The sequence below is a fragment of the Streptomyces graminofaciens genome, from assembly GCF_030294945.1.
GTDB lineage: Bacteria > Actinomycetota > Actinomycetes > Streptomycetales > Streptomycetaceae > Streptomyces > Streptomyces graminofaciens.
The window spans coordinates 24714-49585 of record NZ_AP018448.1; the positions used below are offsets into that span (position 1 = coordinate 24714).

The window sequence follows — 24872 nt, forward strand, 5'->3', positions numbered from 1 at the left end:
GATGTTCCGTCCAGACCGCGCAACTCTGCGCTCGGCCGGCTTCGTGGCGCTGCTCACCGGCGTGTTCGTCATGGTGAACAGCCAGGTCGTGTACGCGGCCAGCAGCAACAGCGAGACCGGAGACCTGCTCGCGCCGCTGAACATCACCTCCTCCGAGGGGGTACCGATCAACGGCTACGAGCTGAACGCCGACGGCGGCTCGATCGTCGCCTTCAAGATGCAGGCCTTGGCCTTCGCCCTGTCCGGGCTTTTCACGCTGATCCGGCTGCTGGTCGGCCTGGCGGGGTGGGCGATCGAGCTGGCCTTCCGGTTCCCGCTGCTGAAGATCCTGACCCGTCCGGCTCAGAAGGTCGCCGACACCTACGACAACGTGGTCGTCGACACGCTCGGGCTGAAGGGTCTGCTGCTGGCCTGGGCGTTTGTTTTCGCAGGGTTCATGATCGTGCGCGGTCGTGTCGGCCGCGGTCTGGGCGAGATCTTCCTGACCCTGCTCATCGGGGCGATCGCCGCTTCGGCTCTCATCCGCCCTGACACGCTGCTCGCCCAGGACGGACCCCTGGGACAGTCCCAGCAGGTGGCCTCCGAGGTCGCCCAGCAGAGCGTCAACTCCTACGACTGGGGCGGCAAGCTCGCTAGCCGTGGCCCGTGCGCTGGCATGGCCGGCATGCAGGAGGTCAAGTGCCTGGAACTTGAAGGCGACAAGCCTGTCTCCGCCGAAGAGGTGGCCCGCCCGATCCAGGACTCGATCACCAACGCCCTGATCGTGAAGCCGTACATGCTGCTGCAGTACGGGCGCATCCTCGACCCGGCCAAGACTGCCGACCGCAAGGCCTACGCGGTCCACCTGAAATGGATCACCGGTGGGTACAAGGCCGACGCCAAGAAGGACAACGAGGACAAGGAAGACGCCTGCAGTCTGATCAAGGGCGAGGCGAGGAAGTACTGCGAGCGCGACACCGACGACGCCCCTGGGAACGACGGAAACGGCACCCTGCCGGAGCTCACCCCAGGTGGGGAACTGCTCGACGCCTCCAACGCGATCGTCACGGACGAGGACCGCGAGTTCTACGCCTTCATGCAGGACATGAAGAAGGCCGGCGATGTCGGCAAAGCGTGTGCCGACTATGCGCAGAAGCCCACCTGGTGGCGCGTCGGCGGCGCCGCCCTGCTGCTCATCGCCGCGCTGTTCATCTGCGGCATGCTGCTCTCCAGCGCCATCGTGCTGCTGGGCACCCAGGGCATCTGCGTGGCTGCCGCAGCTGCGGGCGGTGTCACCTTCATCGCCGGCATGCTGCCCGGGCCCGCACGCCAGTCCGTGTGGAAATGGCTGTCGATCTGGGGCATCTCGGTCCTGACCGTGGTCGGGATCTGTGCGTTCATCCCGTTCTTTGGCATCGCCGTGGACGCCACCATCACCGACGGGCCCGACTTGATGGTGGAGCGGATCCTGCTGATCGACGTCCTGGCCGTCGCGGGCGCGGCCGGGCACCGCAGGCTCCTGACCGGGATCGCCTCCTTCGGGCGGCGTATGGCCATGCGGATGCGCTACGCCAAGGTCGGCGGCACCCACATGCCCGGCGACACCTCTGAGCTCGGCGCGGCGCTCGCCATGAACTCGCCCGCCGCGCTGGGCGGTTACGGCGGGGGCCTGCGTGCCTTCACCGGTGGCGGGGGCGGCCGGTTCGGGCTGCTCGGCACCCGGCAGCGCCTGATGGGCGCGCTGACGTCGCTGGCCGACGGCGCGGGCATGCCCGTGGACACCGGACGGGTGCTGGCCGATGCCACAGCCGAAGCAGGGCGCGGGCTCGCCCCACTCACCGCGGCGGCCGCTGTGGGCGGGGTCGGTGCTCGGCTCGGTGCGAAGGGCGGTCACTGGCTGCTGATCGGCCGTCGGCCGGACAAGGAGCAGCTGGCCAAGTGGCGCAAGCCCACCGCCGACGGCGACCCGGACGCGGGCGGCCCGTCCGGCGGACCAGGCGGCGGGTCGGGCGGCGGAGGGCCCCGTCGTCCCGGCGGTCCGCCCGACCGCTACCGCGACGAGGACGGCCGGGTCGTCGACCGCCGCTCGGGGGAGGTGCTGCACGACCAGAACACCGACCGCACCTTGCTGTCGACGCGCGCACACAACCGCCTGGTCCGTTTCCGCGGATACCGCATCCTCAACCGGGGCGGCCGCACCGCGTACGGGGCGACAGCAGGTCTCCCGGCAGGCGTCCGCCGGGCCCGATCGGGCGGATCGCAGTACGCGCAGGACGCCCGCCAGCAGGTGCGGGTGTGGAGCAACACCGTCCGCGAGGACGGCCGTGCCTGGGCTGAGGCGGGACGGCAGGTAGCCCGGTCCGGCCCCTTCCGCAGCCGCCGCCTGCCGACAGCGACGACAGTGTCCTCCCCGCGGCCGAACCCGGTGCAGCCGCCGACGGCGACTACCGGCAGCCCTGCGGGCCGTCCGGGGCCAGCCCCATCTGGGCCGAGCGCGCCGGCGTCTACGGCGGGAGGCAGCGCCACGCCGACGTCCCCGAACCGGCTCGCGGGCGGTAACGCCCCGCGTCCGGCGAGTCCTGCGCCGAACAGGACGGGTTCGGCCCTTCCCGGCGCAGGAAGCACTGGCAACACCACGCGCGACGAGGCGCGTCGGCGGATGCAGGAGCTGATGCGTCGGACCGCTCCCGAAGCGGAGCGTCTGCGCCGTGAGCGGGGCCAGCAGCCGCCGGCCGAGGACGGTGATGCCGAGTGAAGCGGGCACGGCGCCGCCTGGGTCGGTGGGGATGCGTGAGTGTGCTGCTGCTGTTCACCGCCGTGTGCTGCGCGGCTCCTGTCTCGAACGCGATCAGCGCGTACGTCGCGCTGCAGACCGGGCTCCAGGACGATGCCGATGGTGGGATCGCCGACGGCGGCAGCACGGCGGACATCCCCGCCCGGATGCTGGCTGCTTATAACAAAGCCATACAGCAAGTCGGGAAGTACGTGCCCAAGTGCCAGGGCATGCGCTGGCCGATCCTTGCCGGAATCGCCAGGGTCGAGTCGAACCATGCCGTCGGCCGCAACATCGCTGCAGGCGGCGACATCCGTCCGAAGATCTACGGGGTGCTCCTCAACGGCTCCGGAGCCGGCGGGAACACCACCGTCTTCCCGGACACCGACGGCGGCAAGTGGGACGGCACAGCCAGCGGGGAGCGCGCAGTCGGGCCCTTCCAATTCCTGCCGTCCACCTGGGAGGGCGTCGGCAAGGACGCCAGCGGGGACAAGACAGCCGACCCGCACAACGCCGACGACGCAGCCCTCGGCGCCGCCGTCTACTTGTGCGGCAACGGCCGGGACTTGACCAAGCGGGCTCAGCTCAAGGCCGCGATCCTCCAGTACAACCACTCCAATGAGTACGTCTCGAACGTGCTGGGCTGGATCGACCAGTACACGGCGGCCGCGAAGGACCCGGACCTGAAGAACGTGACCGGGAAGGTCCGCACCGTGATCGAAGCGGCGCTCTCCCAGCGCGGTGTGCCCTACTCGTGGGGCGGCGGCAACGCCAAGGGCAAGTCAACCGGGATCTGCTGCTCCCCCAGTGGGAAGAGCGGCGAAAGCATCAAGGGGTTCGACTGCTCGGGGCTGACCGTGTACGCCTACGCCAAGGCCGGCATCCAACTGCCGCGCACCGCGGCCGCCCAGGCCGGTGTCGGCCAGCGCATCCCCGCCAGTCTCGGCACCGGTGCGCTCAAGGCCGGCGACCTCGTCTTCTACGCCGACGCTCCCGGCCGCGACGCCACGATCTATCACGTCGGGATTTACCTGGGCAGCGGACAGATGGTCAACGCCCCCCGTCCCGGAACCGTCGTCCGCCTGGACGCGGTCAACGCGATGCCGGGATACGCGGGAGGGGCCCGGCTGCTATGACCAACCCCCCGGCGCGCTCGCCGCGCCTGCTGCTGATCGCCACCGTGGTCCTGGCCGTGGCCGGGGTGATCCTGCTGACGGTGCCGCACACACCAAGCGCACCAGCAACCTCGGCGCCACCGCGCACGACCGCTCCCACGCCGTATCCCTCGGCGACCGCCGCACGCGGCCGTACTGCGCCGGCCAGCGGCTCTGCCCAGGCCACGGCATCCCCGAGGTCGACGCAGTCAGCCGGTGCGTCCGCGCTGCCGCCGCACGGCGAGGGCGTGGCCGGCGATGCCGTCATCCAGAAGTCCTTGGAAGACGCCTGGCCCGCCGACCTTGCCGCCGACGAGGAGCAAAGGCTCCTCGCGGCCGGCCGTGGCCTGCTGCGGGCGGACGCCACCGGGATCGGCCGCGCCAAGTGGCCCGCGATCTTCGGTAACCAGGACCAGGCGATCGCACCGGCGTTCTCCACCGCCCGCTTCCGCATCCAGGCCGCCATTGCCCGCAGGGACGGCAGCCGGGACAAGGCGGTAGTGCACCTGGTGTGGGCGGCTGCCGACCGCAGCGGCACCTACACCGACCGGCGCATCACCGACTGGTACTTCACCCGCACTTCAACGAAAGGAGGGTCCACGTGGACACCTCATCCCCGTACCTGACCGAGCAGGCGGATGACACGGCGGCCAGTCAGGTCCTCGGTCTGTTGGCCGGCCTGGTCAACGCCGCTGGCTGGGTGATCACCTATTGGTACGTGCCCGTGGCGGCCGCGGCCGCCTGCTGGGCCGTGAGCGAGATGGTGGTGCGCCGTCTGGCGAGGAAGGCCTCGGCCGAGCGGATGGCGCTGGAACTCGTGCCATCGCAGCACTTCGACCCCGGCCTGGAGGAGATCTTCCGCCGCGGGGTTCAGCTCGCCCGAGCTTCAACGAGCATGCCGTGGTGGGCGCCCAGGCGGTCGAAGGCGGTGCAGATCCGGCTGCGCGCCGACGGCTCGAGCCCGTTGCGCTACCGGATCGAAGGCCCTGCCGGCGGTGAACGTCTGCTGTCGATCACCCCGTTCGGTCCCGCCGTCACGGTGAACCGGGCCCGCCCGCTCGTCGACAAGCCGCGTGAGCATGTGGTGCGGGCGGAGTTCGTCCTGCGCGGCAAGCCCATCGCCCCGCTGCGGGACGTCCCGCTGGACCCCGACCCGCTGCAGCCGCTGATCGACGCCGTCTCCGATCTGCGGGCGGAACTGGGGGACCTGGCCGAGATACGGCTCGACATCCAGCGGGCCCCCAAATGGGCGCTGCGGGCCCGGCGTCTGCAGCTGATGTCGGACGCCCGGCGCAGGGAGCGGCGCGAGGCCCAGCGCGCCGCCCGGTGGGTGCGCCAAGACGCAGGCGGCATCGAGGACTCACTGGCCTGGCAGCTGCAGCAGCTGGTCAGCGGCAAGCAGGCCGGGGGCGGGCGCCGTCTGGTCATGCCGCCCGTCCCCCGCCGGGTCGAGCCGGCTGAGGCGCTGGGCAAACTCGCCGACGACGACCACCTTGTCCGCGTGCAGCTGCTGGTGATGTGCGCGTCGAACACCGAAGGCCGCTCCCAGGCCCGGCTCGCCCAGCTCCAGGCCGCCTTCGACGTGTTCGGTGGCGGCTCGCGGTGGGCGATGCGCGGATGGCGGGTCGGCCCGTGGCGGTTCGGGGCGGACCGCTGGCCCAGCCGTCGCGGTTTCGAGCGCCGCTGGACGTTGGGTCACTGCCAGCCGCCCCGTCCGAACTGGGTACGCCTGGAGGAACTGACTGGCATGCTCAAGCCGCCCACGGTGCACTGCCGGCTGCCGCTGCTCGCCGGTGATCTGCCGACCTTCGAGTTCAACAACCCCACGTTGCTGCTGCAGGGCGTCTACCGCGGCCCCGACGGCCGCAGGCGTCTGGTCGCCAGCTATGCGAAGGAGACGCTGTTCGAGGTCGGCGTGGGCAAGGCGGGCGGCGGCAAGACCGAACGCGCCCTCGCGCAGGCCATCGGCTGGGCTCATGCAGGAGGCGGGCTGATGTTCGTCGACCCGCACCGCGACTCCTGGCCCCGCGCTGTGCCGTTCCTCGCCCACGACGCGCTGATGGACCGGATCGCGCTCATCGACCTCAACGCCCACGGGCCTGCGCCTCAGGTGAGTTCGTGGAACCCGCTCGGCATGCACCAGGGCCAGGTGGCACACGAGGTCGTCGAGGCAGCGACGGACGCCTTCGCGTCCGCGCTCGGCTGGGACGACGCCAGCGCACCCCGCGCGCTGACCATCCTCACCGCTTCCCTGGCGGTGCTGGTGGCCGTCAACGAAGCCGCCTGCCAGGCCGGGCGCCCCGACGACCAGGCCACGGTCTTCCACGTGCGGGCACTGCTCACCGACTCGGTTTTCCGCGCTGCGGCGCTCGCTGGGGTTAAGGGGCGCCTGGACGAGGAGACCCGCGCCTGGTGGCAGACGGTGCTCCCGACGCTGCCGCCGGACTCCTTCGCCGTGGTCCTCAACCCAATCGCCCGCCTCGCCGCCAACCCCGTCACTCGCGCATTCCTCGGGCAGCCGGCCGGCCGCTACAACATCCGCGCCGCGATGGACTCGAAGATGATCGTGTGGGTGTGCCCGGGCGGAAACGGGCCCACCGACCGGCTGATCACCGCACTGCTCGCCCGGGACCTGCTGCGCGCGGTGCGCTCCCGCCGGGATACCCCCGAGGCCAGGCGGGTGCCGTTCCGCCCGTACTTCGACGAGCTGATCACCCTGACCGGAGCGGCCGCAGAGACGATCGCCAGCATGTTTGAGGACTTCCGCAAGTACAAAGTCCACGTCCACGGCATGACCCAGTTGCTGGCCCGCCTGCCCATCCCGGTGCGTCTGTCCCTGGTCCAGAACGCCTCCACTCTGGCGTCCACCGCCGGCTCGCAGTCCGCTATCGCTCCGATCACCTCGGAATGGGGCGACAGTCCCGGACCTGACGTCGTCGCCGCCCTGGACCGGTTCGAGCACTACATGTCGCTGACGGTCAGGGGCCGTCGTGTCGGTCCCGTCCGGATCACCGGCCCGCACCTCGACGAGGTCTTCGCGGAGTACGCCAGTCCCCGCCAGGCGGCGGCATTGGAGCGCGCAGCCCGGGCCACGGCCGGCGCCGCGCCCCTGGACCAGCTCACGATTCGCGCCACCGATCAGCTGGGCCGGGTGGGCGCCTTCCTTGCCCAACTCGCCCCCACCACCCCGGCAGCCGGACGGCTGCAGAAGAAGGGTTACGAGTGACCACCACCTTCGAGGCCGTGTCGTCCGGCCGCACTCCGAGTCCCATCGAGCCGCTGCCGCATCAGCTCCTGGCCGTGCTGGGTCAGCACCGGATGGCGACTACCGGTCAGCTCCACGACCTGCTGCGGCCCGGCATGGCGCGGCAGACCGTCTCCACACCGTTGAACAAGCTGCGCCGTGAGGGCCTGGTGGACTACACGGTGCTGCCCGCTTCCAACCGGTCCCGTGCCTGGTATCTGACGGGTGAGGGGGCACGGCTGGTGAGGGGCTTCCCCGCGCTGAGGGGCCGGCCGCCGTATTCGATCGCCTCGGCCGCCGCTGCCTCGTTGAAGACGCCTCACACCCTGACCGTGGTCCGCACCCACCTGGCGTTCGTCGCCGATGCCCGCAGGCGTGGCGACGAGCACGGCCACCTGGACTGGACGCCTGAGATCTCCCACCCCCTCAGCGACGGCGAGAAGATCATCACGGATGCGGTGATGTACTACACGCTCATCGGTGAGGATCAGCGGACGAAGCTCAGGGCGTTCGTAGAGGTCGACCGGACGACCATGAGCAGCGAGCGCCTCGCACTGAAGTTGATCGAGTACGCGCGGCTGTGGTCGTACGAGCCACAGCCTGTCGGCCGGTCCCGAGCGCGTCAGTCGGTTGTTCCCGGTGCCGTCTGGCTGCGCTGGTATCCCGTGTTCCCCCGGGTCCTGTTCGTGCTCACCGGCGCCTCCCGGTACGTCCTGGGCAACAGGATCAACGACCTGCAGGCCATGGTCGCGCAGCACCCGCTCGTGGGCACGCTGGCCCGGCAGGTGCCTCTGGGCGCGGCGGTCCTGGACGACCTCGAACTCCAGGGGCCTACCGGCGATGTCTGGGTCCCTCTGGCCGGCGGCGAGCCGCGGCCGTGGACCGACCTGTGACGCGGCGGCACGGTCCGAACGAATGTCGCAGCCTTGCAACTGCTCCGGAATCCACTTGATGTTTGCTTGCGCGAATGACTAGTTTACTTATGCATAACGGGGCCAGCCCTTCAACCGTCCCCCGTGTGCTCTGAACTTGGGAGATCCAGATGCTGCAAGCTACTGGCGAGATTCGCATCCCTGAAACGCAACCCACTGACGCGTGGCCCGTCCACACGAAGGCCGTCTCCTACGTCGGGAGCGCTTGCGTGGCCGAAAGGGCCGACGACTTCGACCTGGACGACCTGAACCTGGTACGCCACCGGCTCCCGGGCCGGCGCGTGACGCTTGACGGAGACGTGATCACCGTATGGCCGATCTCCTCGCCCGACCAGGCGGGGACTCCCGCTCCGTGATTCCTGGGCGACATCAACCCAGGCCGCGCCTAGGCCGGAAGAACCCGGCGGCCCGCATCTCATTCTCGGGCGCGGGGAATCGCGCAGTCCGAACGACCCAAGGAGCGACACAGACCACATGCGGTCGCATTGAGCGAAGACACGGAACCACAAATCGACATCCGGTTCCGAAAGTGACCGGATACGTCCCAAGTTGTGTGAGTGAAGTCAAGTATCAAGGTGGGAAGTTGACTGGCATATGCGTAATCTGGCGGTCACGCAAACGCATTACCGCAGCTGGACCAGACCGCAGTTCTTGGCCGCCGAATGCCGGGGAAGCGGTCGAACCGCACCGCGTCGTACGGGGAGACAACGTGACTGCAACACAACCACGCCCTACACGGATCGTAAGCGCCGCTGTTCGCACCCGGAAGCACGCAACCGCCCTGCTTCTCGCGAGCAGTCTGCTGGCACTGGCCGGCTGCAGCGACAGCGACAGCGACAGCGACACGGACGCGTCGCCGTCCACTCCCAGCCCCACTCAGACGGCTGGCTCGTCGTCCCCCAGTCCCACGGCCGACGCCGAGGACGCCGCCGTCATCGCGGCGTACACCAGCTCATGGGACGCGCAGACCGAGGCATACAAGAATGCCTCCTCCACGGGCACCGACCTGAAGAAGAACACCACCTTCAAAGCCCTGGCCGACATTGAGAACGACTTGTCGGCCATGCGTAAGGCCGGACAGATCACGACCGGGAAACCGGTGATCCATCCGAAGGTCGTCAAGGTCACCGACGCCGAGATCCCCACGGCCACGGTCGCGGACTGCGTCGACACGACGAACTGGACGCTGATCGACAAGGCCTCGAAGAAGCCGGTCCCGCTGCCAACGGAGCGACTCACCAAATACGTCAGCACCGCAACGCTTGAAAAGTGGGGGACGAAGTGGATGGTCACGAAGTTGACCGCTCAAGAGCAGACCTGTTAGCCCGGCGTCTCACCGTACTCACCGGTGCCCTCGTCCTGGCCTCGGCCGGCATCGCGCACGCAGGTGACGATCCCGACGTCGATGCCGGCAAGTGCCAGGTCGTCAAGTTCTGTGTCGGCGTCGGCGTCGACGACGAGACCGGCGGCAGCGGCGGGCAGGCGGGCGGCCCGCAGGGCAGCAGTGAAACCAGCGAGAGCAAGCTGAAGTGCAAGTACACGAAGATTGACCCGAAGCCGCCAGCCGAGCACCCGGCTTGGAAGGGCCAGGACCCGGCCAAGTACGACATGTACTTCAGAGGTTGCTCAGATGGCGGTCTGGACAACCCGGACGGCTTCATCGTCGTGCCAGAGGGCCAGCCTCCCGTTCCGCAGGTGGACCCCCAGGAGTTGGCACAGAGCGCGGTCGACTCGATGACGCTGCTCGGCCCGGACATCGCCAGCCCCAAGGCGGCCGGGAAGTACACCGTCGGTGTCCCCATGTGGATGTGGGTCAACCAGAGCGCCACGACCTACGGACCGAACACCGCAACGGCGTCGGCGGGCGGGATAACGGTCACCGCAACGGCGAAGGTGTCGAAGATTGTTTGGCAGATGGGTGACGGCGCCAGCGTGACGTGCAACGGCCCTGGTACGCCCTACCAGGCCTCCGAGGGCATGGCGCAGTCGCCGACCTGCGGACACGTGTATTCCAAGACCTCAGCCGGTGCCAAGAACGGCAAGTTCCCGGTCACCGCGACGTCGACGTGGACGATCGACTGGCAGGGCGGCGGGCAGGCTGGCCAGCTCACCGAGATCCGGCAAACCAACGGGCAGGTGGCGATCGGCGAGCTGCAAGTCGTCAGGTAACGCCGCCGGAAGGACTGAACGTTGAGCAAGACCCAAGAACGTGTAGGCACAGCCCCGAACGGAGTTCCTCAGCAGGGGCGCATGGCCGGACCGGTGGCTCCGCCTCGGGTGTCGGCTCGCAGGCGGCGTCCCGGTGTCATTGCCCTGTCCCTGGCGCTGATCGCCGCCGGAGGGGCTGGTGTTGCCGTCCTGCTGCTGCAGGTTGGCAACCGCACCGAGGTGGTGACCGTCGTCCGGGACGTCCAGGTCGGCCAGGTCCTCACGGAGGACGACCTGGGCAAGGCCTCCCTCGCCTTGGACCCGGCCGTCAAGGCGGTGCGCAGCGATGACCTGGACTCGGTGGTGGGCAAGCGGGCCGCGGTGGAGCTCAAGCCCGGTTCCCTTCTCGCCCTGTCGCAGGTGACGAAGGACTCGCTGGTGAAAGCCGGCGAGCAGTTGGTGCCGATCGGGCTCGAGCCCAAGCAGATTCCGGCCACCGCGCTGGTGCCGGGCCAGAAGGTGCAGCTGGTCCATGTTCCGGCCCAGGGTGCGACGGACACCGGCAAGACATCGGACGCCGTCGCGCAGACCATCGACGGACGGGTCGTGAAGGCGTCCACCGCTGCTCCCGGCACCGGCGTCGTGGTTGTCGACGTTGCCACATCCGCTACGGACGGCCCCACAGCGGCCGTGTGGGTGGCGTCCGGCACGCTGCGCCTGGTCCTCGCTGCCCCGGACGGCAGCTGATGGCTGTCATCGCGCTGGTCGGGTGCAGTGGTGCACCCGGTGTGACGACGAGCGCGCTCGCCTTGCTGCTGTCCTGGCCTCTGGAGCCGGGCCGGCGGATGATCCTGGCCGAGTGCGACCCAGATGGCAGCGCCGTACTGCACGGACTGCTGCAGGGCACGCTCGGTGACCGCTACGGGCTGCGTAACCTTTCGGTCGCCGCCCGGCAGGGCGAACTCGGCGACGCGTTCTTTCGTCAGCTGATCGACCTGAGCAGCGAGGACGGCAAGAAGGAATCGCCGCGCGACCGGCTGCTGCTGCCGGGCATCACCGATCCTGCGCAGGCGGCGAGCCTGGGCTCGGTATGGAAAGCCCTGGGGGTCATCTTCCGCGGCATCGAGGCCGAACACGGCCACGACGTCCTGATTGACCTCGGCCGCCGGGGTGCTTTCGGGCCGTCCGGCGTCCTGGCCGAGCAGGCCGACGCCGTGTTCATGGTCGTGCGCAACACCCTGCGCTGCTTGCAGGCAGCCGAGGGCCGGGTGCGCGCTCTGCAGGAGCGGGTCGGCGGCGTCAGCGTGCTGATGATCAATGAGGGTCCGTATCCCGCGGGCGAGGTGCAGCGCGTGCTCCAGGTGCCCGTGGTGGCCACCCTGCCGTACGCCCCGAAGGACGCCAAGGTTCTGTCCGACGGCGTGGAACAGCCGCGTCACTTCACCAAGTCGCCGCTGATGAAGGCCGCCCGGACGGCCACCACGCTGCTGGTGCAGCGGGCCGCAATGCGGCGGGCCCGCCTCGATCCGGGCGGCGTGCGTGCCGCAGGAGGCGAGGTGACCCGTGCGCGGTAGGCCTCTGCACACCGATCCCACGGTGGCTTCGCCGCCCGGCCGCCCCCAGCAGGTGTGGCCGCGCCAGGCGAACGGCACACAGGCACCGGCCGGTGTTGCCTCAAGTACGCGCGTACTCGGCGCCGCGGCTCCTCAGGTCACCGTCGACTACAAGGTCGCCCGGCATATCGCGGCCCAGGTCGCCAAGCAGCGCGAGGAGTTGCTGAAGAGCACGCCGGATATGGACCGGGCGAGCGAAGAGCAGCGCTGCCTGGACTGGATCAACGAGGCGGTCGCCCTGTGGTCGGACGCCCAGGCGATGGCGCCGCAGGAGGACGAAGCACTGCGGCGAGGCGTCTACGACCTGCTGTTCCGTGCCGGAAGGCTCCAGCCGTACCTGGACGATGACCGGGTCGAGGACATCATCATTCAGGGCCCGAACGAGGTGTGGCTCGACTACGGCGACGGCGAACGCCGCATGGTCGGACCGATCGCCGACTCGGAAGAAGAACTCCTGGATCTGCTGCGGGAGTTGGCCCGGGGCTCCGGGCACAACGAGCGCACCATCTCCACCGCGAACCCCACCCTCGCCCTGTCCCTGCAGGACGGTTCCCGCCTTCAGGCCATCACCGGGCTCGGGCCGATGACCTACGCGGTCATCCGCCGGCACCGGGTCTCCCACGCCGACCTGGACGACCTCGTACGGCTGGGCACGATCGACCCGATCCTGCGGGAGTTCCTCGGCGCGTGTGTCCGCGCGGAGAAGAACATCATGATCGCGGGGAAGCAGAAGGCGGGGAAGACAACGCTGCTTCGGGCGATGCTCAAGGAGTTCGACCCCGAGACACGGTTTGCCACCATCCAGACCGAGGACGAGCTTTTCGCCCACGCCAACGGCTACCACCGCCAGGTCGTCTCCCTGGTCGGGCGCGAGTCGAACGGGGAGAGGGACGTCACCGGCCGCAGCGCCGGCGAGGTCACGCTCTTGGACCTGATGCACCCGGCGCTGCGCATGTCGCTGGAGCGGATCGTGGTCGGTGAGGTCCGCGGGCCCGAAGTCGTCGCCATGATGCAGGCGCTGACGAACGGCTCGGGCGGCAACCTGTGCACCATCCACGCCCGCCGCCCGGACATCATCTTCGACAGGATCGCCGAACTGTACGCGCTCGCCCAGGACAACCTGTCCGAGCAGCTCGCCTACCGGCAGACCGCGAACGGCCTGGACTTCATCGTGTACGTCGACATGACGGACGAGACGCAGATCGGCGGCCGCCGCCACCGCTACGTCTCTCACATCCTGGAGCTGACCGGGATCGGCGAGTCCGGCCGCCCCGCCACCAACGAAGTCTTCTCCCCCGGGGCGGAGTTCGGCGAGCTGCGGGCGGTCCCGCGGATGGATCCGGGCTGCGCCGACGACCTGCGCCGGGTCGGGTTCGACTCCGCCCTGCTGCAACAGCCCTACGGGGCCTGGCAGGCCCCGCTGCCGCTGAAGGTGGGGGCGCGCCGATGACCCTGTTATGGGGACTGCTCAGCGGCATGGCCGTCGTCGGCGGGCTGATCGGTGTCGTGGCCGGGTTCGTGGGAACGACGGCGCCGCGCCGAGCTCCGTTGTGGCAGCGGTGGCGCTCACTGGGCGCCGGGAAGGACCAGAGTGAGGACGTCCGGCTCCGCCGGCGGACCCTCGCGGTCGTGGCGGTCGCCGTCTTCGCGGGCGTGTGGCTGGTTTCGGGGAACTTCGTGGGCGGCGCCCTGCTGGGTGCGGCCGTCATCGGCGTACCCTGGCTGATCACCCCAGCACAGACTGCACAGGAGCGCATCGGCCAGCTGGAGGCCTTGAGCGAGTGGACCCAGCGGCTGGCCGGCCTGCTGCGACTGGGCATGGGCCTGGAACAGGCGATGATGACCAGCCGTAAGGGCGCGCCCGACGAGCTTGCCCCGCAGATCATCAACCTGTCCGACCGGCTGCGCCTGGGGTGGCGGCCAGAGGGAGCGCTCCGCGCATTCGCCGATGAACTGGACGATGTCACCGCGGACAAGGTGCTCGCCGCGCTCATCTTGTCGGCGGGCGACCGCGGCCCGGGCCTGGCGCAGGCGTTGGAGGACCTGGCCGGAACGGTGCGCGACGAGGTCGCCCGTAAGCGCGCCATCGAGGCCGACCGGGCGAAACCGCGGACCACGGTGCGGTGGATGACCATCATCACCGTGGGCGTGGTGGTGGCCGGGTTCTTCGTGCCCAGCTACACCAAGCCGTACTCGACGCTGCTGGGACAATTGGTGCTCGCCTTCCTGACGGCGGGGTTCATCGGGGTGCTCGCCCTGATGCGGCAGCTGGGCTCCTTCCGCCGCATCCCCCGATTCTTGATCACCGATCCGTCCAGCACGGTCCGGCTGCCTGCTCCATCGACGGAGCCCGACGTCGTACCGGTCGCCGGCCGTGAGCCGGAAGGAGCCGGCTCGTGAACCTGTTCCCCGTCCTCCTGGCCGGCGGCACGGTCGGTGCAGGCCTCGCGCTGCTGGTGCGGGAACTCCTGCGCCCCCAGCCCGCGTTGGGGCCTGCCCTCGCGCGCAGCGCCCCGGCCGCCTTGACGATGCCGGAGCCGGAGCTGGACCGCGAGGAGGTGTGGGGCCGTTGGCTGCTGGCCCGTCTCGAGCGGCTGCCCGGCGTGCGGATCCCTGCCACCAACTTGGCTCTTCTGGGCCAGGGGCCGGGCCAGTTCATGCTGAAGAAGGTGGCGCTCGCTGGTCTCGGCCTGCTCTGCCCGGTGATCGCGACGATCCCGTGGATCGTCGCGGGCGTCTCCCTGCCGTTCTACGTGCCCGGAGCGGTCGGACTCCTCATCGCGGGGCTGCTGTTCATCACGCCCGATCTCGCAGTACGCGATCAGGCCAAGCGGGCGCGGGAGGAATTCGCGCACGCCCTGTCCGCCTACCTGGACCTGGTCGCGCTCAAGCGAGCCGCCGACGCCGGTCCCACCGAGGCCCTGGAGAAGGCCGCCGAAGTCGGCGCCGGCTGGCCCTTCCTGTACCTGCAGGGCGCGCTGCGCCGGGCCCGGCTGGAGAAGATCCCGCCGTATCAGGCACTCACTGAGCTGGCCGCCGAGTACGACCTGCCCGTCCTGGACGACGTCGCCGACATCATGCGGGGCTCGGCCACCGACGGCGCCGCCGTCTACAAGGCCCTGCGCGCCCGTACCGCCGCTCTCAACGCCGAACTGCTGGCCGACCAGGCCACGGAGGCCAACGCCGCCAGCGAGAAGATGACCGCCCCGGGAGCCCTGCTCGCCGTCCTGGTCATGCTTCTGATGGCCTTCCCTGCGGTCATCCGCATGCTCACCATCTAGCCCCGTCTCAACTCGGAACCGCTGTAGGAGCAAGGAGTCCCGATCATGAACCACACCGCAGCCCGTACCTACCGTGCGGTGCACTGGCTGACCACGCGTCTGCAGGAGAGCCTTCAGGAAGCCAGGCGCCGTCCGGACCGCGGAGACGTCAGCACCACCACCGTCATCATCTGGGTGGCCGCTGTCACCGGCGCCGTGATGATCGCCGGGACGATCGCCGTCGTGATAGCCAAGTACAACGGCAAGCTCAACGGGCTGTGATGTCCCGTCCGGAGCGGCTGAAGGACTGGTGGCGCGGGCGACGATGGCGCGACGACCGCGGTGACACGTCCATACAGATGGCGATCGTCTTCCCCTTCGTGCTGCTCGCCACGGTCGCCGTCATCCAGGCCTCCATGTGGTACTACGCGAGGCAGATCGCCCTGACCGCTGCCCGCGAAGGAGCCACCGCAGCCCGCGCCTACCAGTCGAGCCCGGCCGATGGCGCGGCCCAGGCGCGGAGCGTGCTGGAGCGCACCGCGGGTGACAGCCTGCGCGGCTACAGCGTCGTGGCCAGCAGCAACGGGCAGCGTGTGCGGGTAGAGGTCACCGGAACGGCAATGTCGATGATCCCGGGCATCTCCGGCCTGCAGGTCACCCAGTCGGCGTCCGGGGCCGTGGAACGCTGGACGGTCCCGGGAAGGTGAACAACATGGCCCGATGGGCTCGCAGGCTTCGCAGCGATGACGGCAGTGCCGCGATTGAGGCCGCCATCATCCTCCCGTCTTTGATCATGTTCTTGTGTCTGGCGATCGCTGGCGGACGCCTCGTCACCTCCGGAGCGAAGATCGACTCTGCGGCTGAGGACGCGGCCAGGGAAGCCTCCATTCACCGCACCGCCGCCTCCGCCCAGGGCGCCGCGCAGGCGGCGGCCGCCAACGCCCTGAACGACCAGGGCATCACGTGCGCGTCGGCTTCCGTCAGGATCGACACCGGTGGCCTGAGCGTGCCGGTGGGCCAGGTCGGCACGGTCACCGCAACCGTGACCTGCACCGTCAACCTCTCCGACCTCTTGCTGCCGGGCGCTCCCGGGGCGCGGACGCTCACGTCAACGGCGACCTCGGTGGTGGACCAGTACCGGCAGCGGAGCGACTGATGATCTTCCGGCACATGAGGCAGAGCCATCCACAGTGGGATGACCGCGGAGGCGTCACCGTGTTCGTCGCCGTATGCGTCATGGCACTGATCGGCATCATCGGCGTCGCCGTCGACGGCGGCAGCAAAATGCGCGCGGTCGAACGAGCCGACTACATCGCCGGCGAGGCAGCCCGGGCCGGCGGACAGGCCATCGACCCCGCTGAGGCCATCAGCGGCAATGCGATCGTCGTGGATCCGCAGAACGCGCAGGCCGCCGCTCAGGCGTACCTGCGCTCCGTCGGCGCCACCGGCACGGTCAGCGTGTCCGGCGACGGCAAGACCCTCACCGTGAACATCACCAGCACCTACGACACGAAGTTCCTGTCGGTGGTCGGGATCGGCTCGCTGTCGGTGACCGGCCAGGGCAAGGCCACCCTCCTGCATGGCATCACCGCTCCCGAAGGAAACTGATGCGCACCACCCACTCCCCCACCGCAGCGGCTGCCCGCACCCTGGCCCGTCTTCTCAAGGCCGGCTTGAGCCTGCTCGTTCTGGTCGCCGCGGTCGTAGGGCTGCCGTTGCTGCTGGCCTGGGTCACTCCGGTCATCTGGGCTTCCACCCACGACGACCTCACGCACCTGCTGGACCGACAGGACACGGGCGCGGCGTTTTTGCTGTTGCTCGCCTGCGTGGGCTGGATCGGGTGGCTGCAGTTCAGTTTCTGTGCGGTACGCGAGCTGATCGCGCAGGTGCGGGGCCGGAGCTGGCACGCACCGCGAGGGATGGGCGCCTCGCAGCGCGCTGCGGCGCTACTGATCGGCAGCATCCTGGTGCTGTTGCCCACGAGTTCGGCCCTGGCCTTTGATGCTCAGGCCGCACCGGCTACTGCGGCGCCCGTCATCCCCGGCCAGACGGTCCAGGCCTCGCAAGGAGGCGAGACCGATCAACCCTCGCCGTCCTCCACGGCGCGCACACCCGCGTCCGGTACGTCGTACACGGTGCGCGAGGCGCGGCCGGCCGAGAGCCTGTGGGGCATCGCCGAGCGGGAGTTGGGCGACGGCGAGCGGTGGCGGGAGATCGCTTCTCTGAACGAGGGCCGTGTCATGCCCGACGGGCAGGTCTTCCGAGCGAACAGCTTTCTGCAGCCCGGCTGGCAGCTTCAGATGCCCGACGCCGCTGCGGCGGGAGGTGTCCGCACGCAGTTGGGGGACGGTCCTGCCACTTCTGCTGGCCAGAGCGAGCACGCCGTCACGGTCCACTCGGGCGACTACCTGTCGAAGATCGCACAGGAGGAGCTCGGCGACGGCACCAAGTGGCCCGAATTATTCGAGGCCAGCGAGGGCAAGCCGCAGCCGCACGGCCTGCCCGAGATCACCGATCCGGATGTCATCTACCCAGGACAGCAGATCACCGTGCCCGGCGCGCAGGCCGACCAGCAGACGCCGCCGCGCGAGAGCAGTAACAGGGATGCGGGGGACAACCAGGAGAGCACTCCCCCGGCTACTCAGGCGCCGGACAGCGAGCAGACGCCGGGCGATGATACGGGCGATGGGCAGGCACCCGCGCCAGGCCAGAGCACCGCGCCCACACCGGAGTCGTCGGCTCCCCGTACCCCGAGCAGCCGGCCCGCCGAGCAGCCCGGCCAGGAGCACTCTCCTTCCGCAACGGCTTCAGCGAAGCCGCAGCCCAGCAGCGGCGCCTCGTCCTCTTCCTCCTTGCCGTCGGCGTCGGGTGAGCAGCCTGGTGCCGCTGGCTCCTCCCCCACCGCCGCGGCGTCAAAGACGCCGGCGTCGGCTCCGGCCGACGGTCCGCTGGTGCTGCGCACGGTGCTGGGCGCCGGTGCGCTGCTGGCCGCCGCCATCACCGGTGCTCTCGCTCTGAGAAGGGCGCTGCAGCGCCGCCGCCGCAAGCCGGGCGAGAAGATCGCCATCGCGTCGGAGACGTCCCCGGCGGAGGCGAAGTTGGCTGCGGCCGCCGAACCGGGCGGCGCCGCTCGCCTGGACACGGTACTGAGGACCATGGCCCACCAGGTGGCACAGCAGGAGGGTCCTGCGGTCCTGCCGCAGCTGCGGGCCGCACGGATCGGCGCCCGCACAGTGGAGGTGCTGCCCGAGGACCTTGCCCAGACGCCGCAGGCACCCTTCGTCTCCGGGAAGGGCGGCTGGTGGGTCCTTGACTCCGATGCGGTCGTCCTGAGCGAGGAGGCCGCCCGCGAAGTGCCGGCACCGTATCCGGGACTGGTCACGGTCGGCAGCACCGAAGCGGGCGACCTTCTGCTGCTCAATCTCGCCCGGGTGTCCGCCGTTTTGCTGGACGGCAATCCGGTGCACATCACCGAAGTGTGCACCTCGCTCGCCCTGGAGCTCGGGATGAGCCCGTGGGCGAGCGAAGTCGAGGTCGTGACGGTCGGGTTCGGCGAGGACCTGCCGCAGCTGCTGCCCACCGCGCGGATCGCCCACATGCGCCACGCCACGCACGCGCTGCGCGATCTGAGCGAGCGACTGCTCGAGGCCCACCAGATGCCCGAGACCAGTCACCAGCCCTACCTGGTGCTGTGCGCATCGTCGCTGGACCCCGACGCGGCCTGGGAGTTCGCCGACGTCATCGACAAGGCGGGGACGGTTCCCGTGACCCTCATCGCCCCGGCGAGCACGGCGGCCGCACACTTCCCCGAGGCGGAGATCCTCAACGCCTCGCTCAGCACACCGCAGCAACTCGACTCCGTCGGCTCAGAGATCACGGTGCAGCGCCTGGAGCACGCCTCGTATCTGCAGATCACCACCGCGCTGAGGGTGTCCGCGCAGTCGGCCCATCCGGCTGAGGGTCCGTGGAAGGACGTCCCAGAAGAGCCCGACCACGTGGCCCAGGCCGAGCAGACCGGGCCGCAGGAGACTGCCGTGCCTGCGCCCCGCCCGGGCACGAGCCCCTCGGTGACGCCGGCAGCAGATGTGAGCGTCGAGGTCTTCCCAGCCCTGCTCGCCGCCACCATCGACCCGACCGGACTGCGCCTCCTGCGGCTGCCGGCAACCTCACCGGTGCCTCAGGCCGAGGAGGACCAAGCTCCGGGCACCGGCACTCCGGCGCCCCAGGGCGCACAGGAATCGGAGCCCCAGGAAAAGGAATCGGACGCCGCGGATGCCCCTGCGGCGGGCACGGGGGCGGAGACGGGGGCGGTGGAGAGCGCGGCTCAAGACCTGCACGCGCCGGAGATCCGGGTTCTGGGCCCGGTCGAGGTGACGGGAGTGGACAGCACCGGCCACGGCCCGCGCATGGCCCAGCTCGCCGCGCTGTTGTATTTCCGGGCCGGGCGGAGCGCGGACGCCGTGTGCTCCGACATGGATCCCATCAGTCCGTGGGGACTGAGCACCCTCAACGCCCGGATGCAGGGCCTGCGCCGTTCCCTGGGCAGCGATCCCGCCGGCAACCCCTACGTTCCACGGCGCAAGTCCGGCGAGGACCCCTACCGGCTCTCCCCCGGCGTGCGGTGCGACTGGAGCCGCTTCCTTCAGCTCGTCGAACGCGCGCTGCCGCTGGGCCCGGCCGGCCTGCCCGATCTGGAAAACGCGCTCACCCTGGTCCGCGGCAAGCCGTTCGGGGGCACGCCACTGCCCTGGGCCGAGCCCTACCAGCAGGAGATGATCACGCGGATCATCGACGTGGCGCACACCGTGGCCACCTACCGGACCCCCGCAGGCCCGCACCACGATCTCAGCGCCGCCCGCCAGGCCGTCGCGACCGGCCTCGACGTCGACGACACCGCTGAACTCTTGTACCGGGACTGGTGCCGCCTCGAATACGCGGCCGGAAACCGGCAGGGACTGCACACCGCCATCACCCGCGTCCAGCAGGTCAACCAGGCGCTGGACTGCTCGCTGGAGACCGAGACCGAACAGCTCATCAACGAACTCCTCAACACCACCGGCCAAGGACCACGGCGGAACCGGTGAACACCATGACGACAGCCCGGCAGCCCGCCAAACCAGCCGGCAGGAAGACTCCCACACCACCCGCCACGTCCCGTGCCGCGCCCGCAGCCAGCCCTCAGCCAGCCCGGCAGGACCCGCCCTGCACAATGCGCCGCACACACGCCGTGCTGATCGCCCTCACCGGCATCGGCACCGTCATCATCGCCGGAATCGGCTTCGCGGGTTCCTACGCGGCGGTACGGGAACTGGCCCTCCAGAAGGGCTTCGGCAACTTCGCTCACGTCTTCCCGATCGGCATCGACGCGGGCATCTGCGTCCTGCTGGCCCTGGACCTCCTGCTGACCTGGATCCGCATCCCCTTCCCCCTGCTGCGCCAGACGGCCTGGCTGCTGACGGCGGCGACGATCGCGTTCAACGGCGCGGCGGCCTGGCCGGACCCGCTGGGCGTGGGCATGCACTCGGTGATCCCGATCCTCTTCGTCGTCTCGGTCGAGGCGGCCCGGCACGCGGTCGGCCGGATCGCCGACATCACCGCCGACAAGCACATGGAGGGCGTCCGCCTCACCCGCTGGATCCTCTCCCCCGTGCCGACCTTCCTCCTCTGGCGCCGGATGAAGCTCTGGGAGCTGCGCTCCTACGAGCAGGTGATCAAGCTGGAGCAGGAACGTCTCGTCTACCAGGCCCGCCTGCGCTCCCGCTTCGGCCGGGCCTGGCGCCGCAAGGCCCCGGTGGAGTCCCTGATGCCGCTCCGCCTCGCGCGCTACGGCATCCCCCTGGCGGAAACCGCCCCGGCAGGCCTGGCGGCGGCAGGCATCCAGCCCATCCCACCACACCCGGCACATCCCCAGTCCCCGCCGGCTTCGCCTGCTCCTGCACCGCAACCGGCTCCCGTCCCTGCGGCAGTCACGAACGAGCGGGCGACAACCCGCCCCCACCCCCACACCGTCGGCCACACGGCTCCCGCCCGCACAGCACCAACCACACCCCCTCCCCGTACGGACACCCCTGCCAGCACGGATCCGGCAGACCACACGCCCCGCTCCAACGACACCACCTCACCCCACAACCAGGCCCCCGCTTCCGCCGCTCTGTCCCGCCCCCGCCCCCGCCCGCCCGAAGCCCGCGAGGAGACCCGCGAGAAATACCGGTCAGGTATGTCGGCAGGTCAATCCTTTGCCACCAACCCGAAACCGCGCCATCAACGCGGAGAAGTACGCAAAAGCCCAGCCGGTGAAGACGAGACTCATCAGCATGAGAAAACAAAAACGCCCCTGCCGGATAAGAGGGAAGCAACACCAGCTTCCTCCCGGCCGGACCTCCAGCCGCCTGGTCACACACAGGATGAACACCCTCAGCACCGCCGAGCCGACCGGACGCAGGGCAAAGACAGCCAACTCACCTCAGCCGACCGCTACTACCTCGCCTGGCACGCCTTCCTGCAACACCACGGACGCGAACCCACACCCCAGGAACTCTCCACAGCCCTCGCCGCCGACAACGTCCTCGACACCACCCGCCAACCCGTCAAGCCCAAGACCCTCGCCCGCTACTACCTTCAATTCCGCATCTACACCGCATGGGCCCGCTACCGCACCACGACAGAAAACCCCGACCTCAACACCCTCACCGAGCAACTCACCCGCAAAGGCATCACCGCCCAGTACAACAAGCCCCTCCACCCCACCCACATCCACAAATATCTCCCGCACTTCCAACGCCGCTACAGCACGCTCCAACGGCAATCCGGCCTCCACCATGCCTGATGAGATTCGGGCTCATCGCAGAAGAGGGTGCAGCCGGGACTGCCGGTTTTCCGAGGCTTAAGCTCCGTCCGGTGGAGATGTTCTGGATCATCACGGCAGCGGCCCTGTGGGGCGCCGGCACAGGCGTGCTCATACCGCGCGCCGCGTACCGGCTTTCCGTGCCCCCCGACGAGCCGTGGCGGACAGCGTGTCCTGCCGGACACCCCTTCGTCGGTGCCGGCAACGGATGGCTCGGGCGGGCCCGCTGCACCGACGGGAATGCGTACGGTCCGCGCACCCTCACCATCGCCGTCGTCGTCGCCATGGTCTGCGCGGCGTTGGCGGCCGCCGTGGGAGCCCGCCCCGAGCTGGTGGTCTGGCTGCTGCTCACCCCCGTTAGCGTGCTACTCGCCGCCGTCGACTTTGCGGCACACCGGCTGCCCGACGTGCTCACGTTGCCGCTCGCCGCGGCGGCGCTTGTGCTGCTCGGTGGTGCCTCGTTGCTCCCCGATGCCGAAGGGAGCTGGACGCCCGCGCTGCTCGGTTCCCTCCTTCTGGGAGCCTGCTTCTTGGTGCTCTTCCTCATCAGCAAGGGCTTCGGGTTCGGTGATGTGAAACTCGCCCTCGTGCTGGGCGCTGTCCTGGGCTGGTACGGCTGGCCCCTCCTCCTGATCGGGACTTTTGCCGGGTACCTGCTCGGCGCCCTGTACGGCATCGCCCTCATGCTCGCAGGCCGCGGTGGCCCGGCGACCAGGATCCCGTTCGGCCCGTTCCTGCTCGCCGGGGCATTCGCCGGCGTGATCCTGGGCTCGTACACCCAGTGAACCGGGCGTGAGCTGCGAGAACCTTCAACAGCCCCGATGGTGCTCGTCGGAATGTATCCATCCCTTGCTCTGAGCAGTTCCTGACGGCCGCTCCGCCTGAACATCGCACGAGGCCTTGCACCGGCAGATCGGCACCCGTGTACCGGTCTTGGACATGAGCGATCTGCCAGCGCCCGTGCGGCTCAACGCCGTCCTGCACGAGCTGCTGACCCTCCTGTGACAACCCTGCAGGGACGGGCACGACGAAGGCCCCCGTCGCCGAGGGCCCGTCTACCTCCGCTCACACGGAGAAGGAATCGCGACCATCGAGCCCCATGGGGCAAGCCCACAGGTCACCTCCGCTCGCGCGCAGAGCGCCTTATGAGCCCCAGATGTGAGCATCCCCCGGAATCCGCCCCTCGCCGACGCTACTGGTGCAGTGGGTCCCGCAGCATCGTGGCGAAGACCGGTGAGTCGGCGAATGGCTGCTGGGCGCCGATGTCCCGGTAGCCCCAGGATTCGTAGACCGCCTTCAGCCTGCCATTGGAGCGGGTGGGGTCGACGAGGAGGGTGGCTCGCTCCTCGGTGCGTTCGGCGAGCAGGGTTTCGTGCAGGAGGCGGGAGGTCCCCGCGCCCGCTGTGCCTCGGAACGCCTCGCGGACCAGGACCTCTTGGACAGCGAAGGTGCGGCTGCCTGTCTCGTGGGTGAAGTCGTCCGGCTGAGGCTCTCGCATTGAGGACCACCACAGCGATCCGCGCACGAGGGGTGAGCCGAAGATGTAGCCCGCTGGCTCGTCGTCCTGGTAGGCGATGATGACCTCCCAGCCGTCCCGGGACGCGTAGCTGGTTAGGCGCTCGTCGAATCGGTCCACGGCGTTGAAGGGGTCGTCCATCAGCCCGAATTGTGTGCGGACCTCCACGTGGATGTCGAGGATGAGCTGCCGGTGCTTGTCCACGTCGTCGGTGCGCAGGAGGTGCAGGGAGCCGGTGTCCGTCATGCGACCGCCGTTCGGTAGTAGGCCCGCCAGCCGCGGGCCTCGGGGTTTCGGGGGGCGAGGGTGGTGACCTGTTCGGTGAAGCGGTCCAGGAGACCGCGGACGCGGGCGTGCCGCATCATCCCGGCGGGGATGCAGTGCGCAGTGGATACGGCCTGTTCGATGTCGTGTTGACCAAGCTGGGCAACGGCGAGGTTGGCGCGGAGGAGCGCCTTGTTCCGCTGGAGGTCCGGCCGCACGTACGCGAGGCTGCGGTGTGCGTGCTTCTCAGCCTCGGGCCAACGGGTGAGGCGCATGCTCGTGACCATGGCGAGGTGGTCGTGTTCGGCCTGGTCGTAGTAGTGAATCCAGGCCGGGCGGTGCTTGTTCGGGTCTGAGCGGTCGAGTGCCTTTTGGGCCAGGTCCAGGTAGCGCATGGCGCTCCTGGCGTCGCCGAGTTCGGCCTGCGTGAGCGCTATGCGGGACATCGCGAGCGACGCGAACAGGGGGTCGCGCCGTGTGATGGAGGAGGCCCGCGCTTTCTCGGCTGCGGCCAGGGCGTCGGCAGGGCGGTCCAGGTTCCGGAACAGGACGCTCGCGTGACTCCATACGCGGAACTCGGTGGCGGGGTCTCCGGACAGGCCGGCGAGGCGGATGGTTCTGTCGAGGTGGTACTCCGCCAACTCGAAGCGTTCGCCGTCGATGGCTGCCCACATGGCGCTGTTGGAGAAGGCCGCGGCGACTGTGTACAGCTCGGAGCGGATGCGCGCTGAGGAGGTGTTCGCCTGCTGGAGGCTGATCACGTTGTCGGTGATGTCCTGGGCGCGCTTCTCCAACTCTGGGGTGCCGCCGTGCATGCTCTCTGCGGTGGTCCAGGCGACGAGTTCAGCCCGTAGCACCTCGACGTCATTGGAGTTGAGGCGGTGACGGCGGGGACCTGATGGCGTTGCCGTGGAGACACCGGCGGCGGTGGCCGCGGCTAGGAAGGTGCGGCGGTACAAGTCGTCGTCCTCGGATGCTGGGGAGAGGTTTGATGTCTTTCTCCCCCGGGATGCGAAGCCTAACTCTGTGGCTGGGAGACCCGTCAGCCTCTCCAGCGCAGTCCGCAGCAGAGCGTTGGGGGATCGGTGCTCTCCCTTGAGCAGCTTCCAGACGTGTCTTTCGTTGACTGTGCCGGGGTGGCCCGT

The 24872-nt window shown here is 69.5% G+C and carries 22 protein-coding genes; 20 read left to right on the top strand and 2 right to left on the bottom strand.

The features are described from left to right. Position 1 precedes the first annotated feature (1 nt). From SGFS_RS00140 to SGFS_RS00235, 20 genes are all read left to right on the top strand, one after another. Positions 2 to 2734 carry a hypothetical protein gene (locus tag SGFS_RS00140; RefSeq protein WP_286246609.1) on the top strand — a complete coding sequence of 911 codons (2733 nt, stop codon included), beginning with the start codon at positions 2 to 4 and terminating at the stop codon, positions 2732 to 2734. Between the two features lie 35 nt (positions 2735 to 2769). Beyond that, positions 2770 to 3888: a C40 family peptidase gene (locus tag SGFS_RS00145; protein ID WP_286246610.1), complete on the top strand. Its 1119-nt coding sequence runs from the start codon at positions 2770 to 2772 to the stop codon at positions 3886 to 3888. Continuing rightward, on the top strand, positions 3885 to 4532 hold the full coding sequence (locus SGFS_RS00150) for a hypothetical protein (RefSeq protein WP_286246612.1): 648 nt from the start codon (positions 3885 to 3887) through the stop codon (positions 4530 to 4532). The genes SGFS_RS00145 and SGFS_RS00150 overlap by 4 nt, the downstream gene beginning before the upstream one ends. Continuing rightward, positions 4508 to 7132: an ATP/GTP-binding protein gene (locus SGFS_RS00155; protein WP_286246614.1), complete on the top strand. Its 2625-nt coding sequence runs from the start codon at positions 4508 to 4510 to the stop codon at positions 7130 to 7132. The genes SGFS_RS00150 and SGFS_RS00155 overlap by 25 nt, the downstream gene beginning before the upstream one ends. Beyond that, the gene (locus SGFS_RS00160; protein ID WP_286246616.1) at positions 7129 to 8043 is read left to right on the top strand and encodes a replication-relaxation family protein; all 915 of its coding nucleotides are present in this window, start codon (positions 7129 to 7131) and stop codon (positions 8041 to 8043) included. The genes SGFS_RS00155 and SGFS_RS00160 overlap by 4 nt, the downstream gene beginning before the upstream one ends. Before the next feature lie 248 nt (positions 8044 to 8291). Further along, complete coding sequence (locus SGFS_RS00165) at positions 8292 to 8438, top strand: hypothetical protein (protein WP_286246619.1); 147 nt, start codon at positions 8292 to 8294, stop codon at positions 8436 to 8438. A 353-nt stretch (positions 8439 to 8791) separates the two neighbouring features. Continuing rightward, positions 8792 to 9406, top strand: a complete 615-nt coding sequence (locus SGFS_RS00170) for a hypothetical protein (protein WP_286246620.1) — start codon at positions 8792 to 8794, stop codon at positions 9404 to 9406. Further along, on the top strand, positions 9352 to 10251 hold the full coding sequence (locus SGFS_RS00175; protein WP_286246622.1) for an ATP/GTP-binding protein: 900 nt from the start codon (positions 9352 to 9354) through the stop codon (positions 10249 to 10251). Before SGFS_RS00170 ends, SGFS_RS00175 begins: the two co-directional genes overlap by 55 nt. A gap of 81 nt (positions 10252 to 10332) precedes the next feature. Then, on the top strand, positions 10333 to 10977 hold the full coding sequence (locus SGFS_RS00180) for an SAF domain-containing protein (protein WP_286246623.1): 645 nt from the start codon (positions 10333 to 10335) through the stop codon (positions 10975 to 10977). Next, positions 10977 to 11804: a hypothetical protein gene (locus SGFS_RS00185; RefSeq protein ID WP_286246625.1), complete on the top strand. Its 828-nt coding sequence runs from the start codon at positions 10977 to 10979 to the stop codon at positions 11802 to 11804. Before SGFS_RS00180 ends, SGFS_RS00185 begins: the two co-directional genes overlap by 1 nt. Further along, complete coding sequence (locus SGFS_RS00190; RefSeq protein ID WP_286246627.1) at positions 11794 to 13293, top strand: CpaF family protein; 1500 nt, start codon at positions 11794 to 11796, stop codon at positions 13291 to 13293. Before SGFS_RS00185 ends, SGFS_RS00190 begins: the two co-directional genes overlap by 11 nt. Continuing rightward, positions 13290 to 14243, top strand: coding sequence for a type II secretion system F family protein (locus SGFS_RS00195; RefSeq protein WP_286246629.1), 954 nt, complete (start codon positions 13290 to 13292; stop codon positions 14241 to 14243). The genes SGFS_RS00190 and SGFS_RS00195 overlap by 4 nt, the downstream gene beginning before the upstream one ends. After that, positions 14240 to 15124 carry a type II secretion system F family protein gene (locus tag SGFS_RS00200; RefSeq protein ID WP_286246631.1) on the top strand — a complete coding sequence of 295 codons (885 nt, stop codon included), beginning with the start codon at positions 14240 to 14242 and terminating at the stop codon, positions 15122 to 15124. Before SGFS_RS00195 ends, SGFS_RS00200 begins: the two co-directional genes overlap by 4 nt. 45 nt (positions 15125 to 15169) lie before the next feature. Further along, the gene (locus SGFS_RS00205; RefSeq protein WP_286246633.1) at positions 15170 to 15385 is read left to right on the top strand and encodes a hypothetical protein; all 216 of its coding nucleotides are present in this window, start codon (positions 15170 to 15172) and stop codon (positions 15383 to 15385) included. Then, a complete protein-coding gene (locus tag SGFS_RS00210; RefSeq protein WP_286246635.1) occupies positions 15385 to 15810 on the top strand; it encodes a TadE family protein in 426 nt (141 codons plus the stop codon). The genes SGFS_RS00205 and SGFS_RS00210 overlap by 1 nt, the downstream gene beginning before the upstream one ends. A 5-nt stretch (positions 15811 to 15815) precedes the next feature. Further along, a complete protein-coding gene (locus SGFS_RS00215; protein WP_286246636.1) occupies positions 15816 to 16259 on the top strand; it encodes a TadE/TadG family type IV pilus assembly protein in 444 nt (147 codons plus the stop codon). Between the two features lie 14 nt (positions 16260 to 16273). Beyond that, positions 16274 to 16711 (top strand): TadE/TadG family type IV pilus assembly protein, encoded by a 438-nt coding sequence (locus tag SGFS_RS00220; RefSeq protein WP_434025834.1) that lies wholly within the window; start codon positions 16274 to 16276, stop codon positions 16709 to 16711. Further along, positions 16711 to 20187, top strand: coding sequence for a LysM peptidoglycan-binding domain-containing protein (locus SGFS_RS00225; protein ID WP_286246640.1), 3477 nt, complete (start codon positions 16711 to 16713; stop codon positions 20185 to 20187). The genes SGFS_RS00220 and SGFS_RS00225 overlap by 1 nt, the downstream gene beginning before the upstream one ends. Positions 20188 to 20312: 125 nt before the next feature. Continuing rightward, positions 20313 to 21929 carry a DUF2637 domain-containing protein gene (locus SGFS_RS00230; RefSeq protein WP_286246642.1) on the top strand — a complete coding sequence of 539 codons (1617 nt, stop codon included), beginning with the start codon at positions 20313 to 20315 and terminating at the stop codon, positions 21927 to 21929. Between the two features lie 77 nt (positions 21930 to 22006). Next, positions 22007 to 22732, top strand: coding sequence for a prepilin peptidase (locus tag SGFS_RS00235; protein ID WP_286259718.1), 726 nt, complete (start codon positions 22007 to 22009; stop codon positions 22730 to 22732). A gap of 407 nt (positions 22733 to 23139) precedes the next feature. Here the strand turns inward: SGFS_RS00235 and SGFS_RS00240 are convergent, their stop codons facing one another. Together SGFS_RS00240 and SGFS_RS00245 are read right to left on the bottom strand one after the other, a co-directional pair. Beyond that, the gene (locus SGFS_RS00240; protein ID WP_286246644.1) at positions 23140 to 23709 is read right to left on the bottom strand and encodes an N-acetyltransferase; all 570 of its coding nucleotides are present in this window, start codon (positions 23707 to 23709) and stop codon (positions 23140 to 23142) included. Then, positions 23706 to 24686: a hypothetical protein gene (locus SGFS_RS00245; RefSeq protein WP_286246646.1), complete on the bottom strand. Its 981-nt coding sequence runs from the start codon at positions 24684 to 24686 to the stop codon at positions 23706 to 23708. The genes SGFS_RS00240 and SGFS_RS00245 overlap by 4 nt, the downstream gene beginning before the upstream one ends. Positions 24687 to 24872 lie beyond the last annotated feature (186 nt).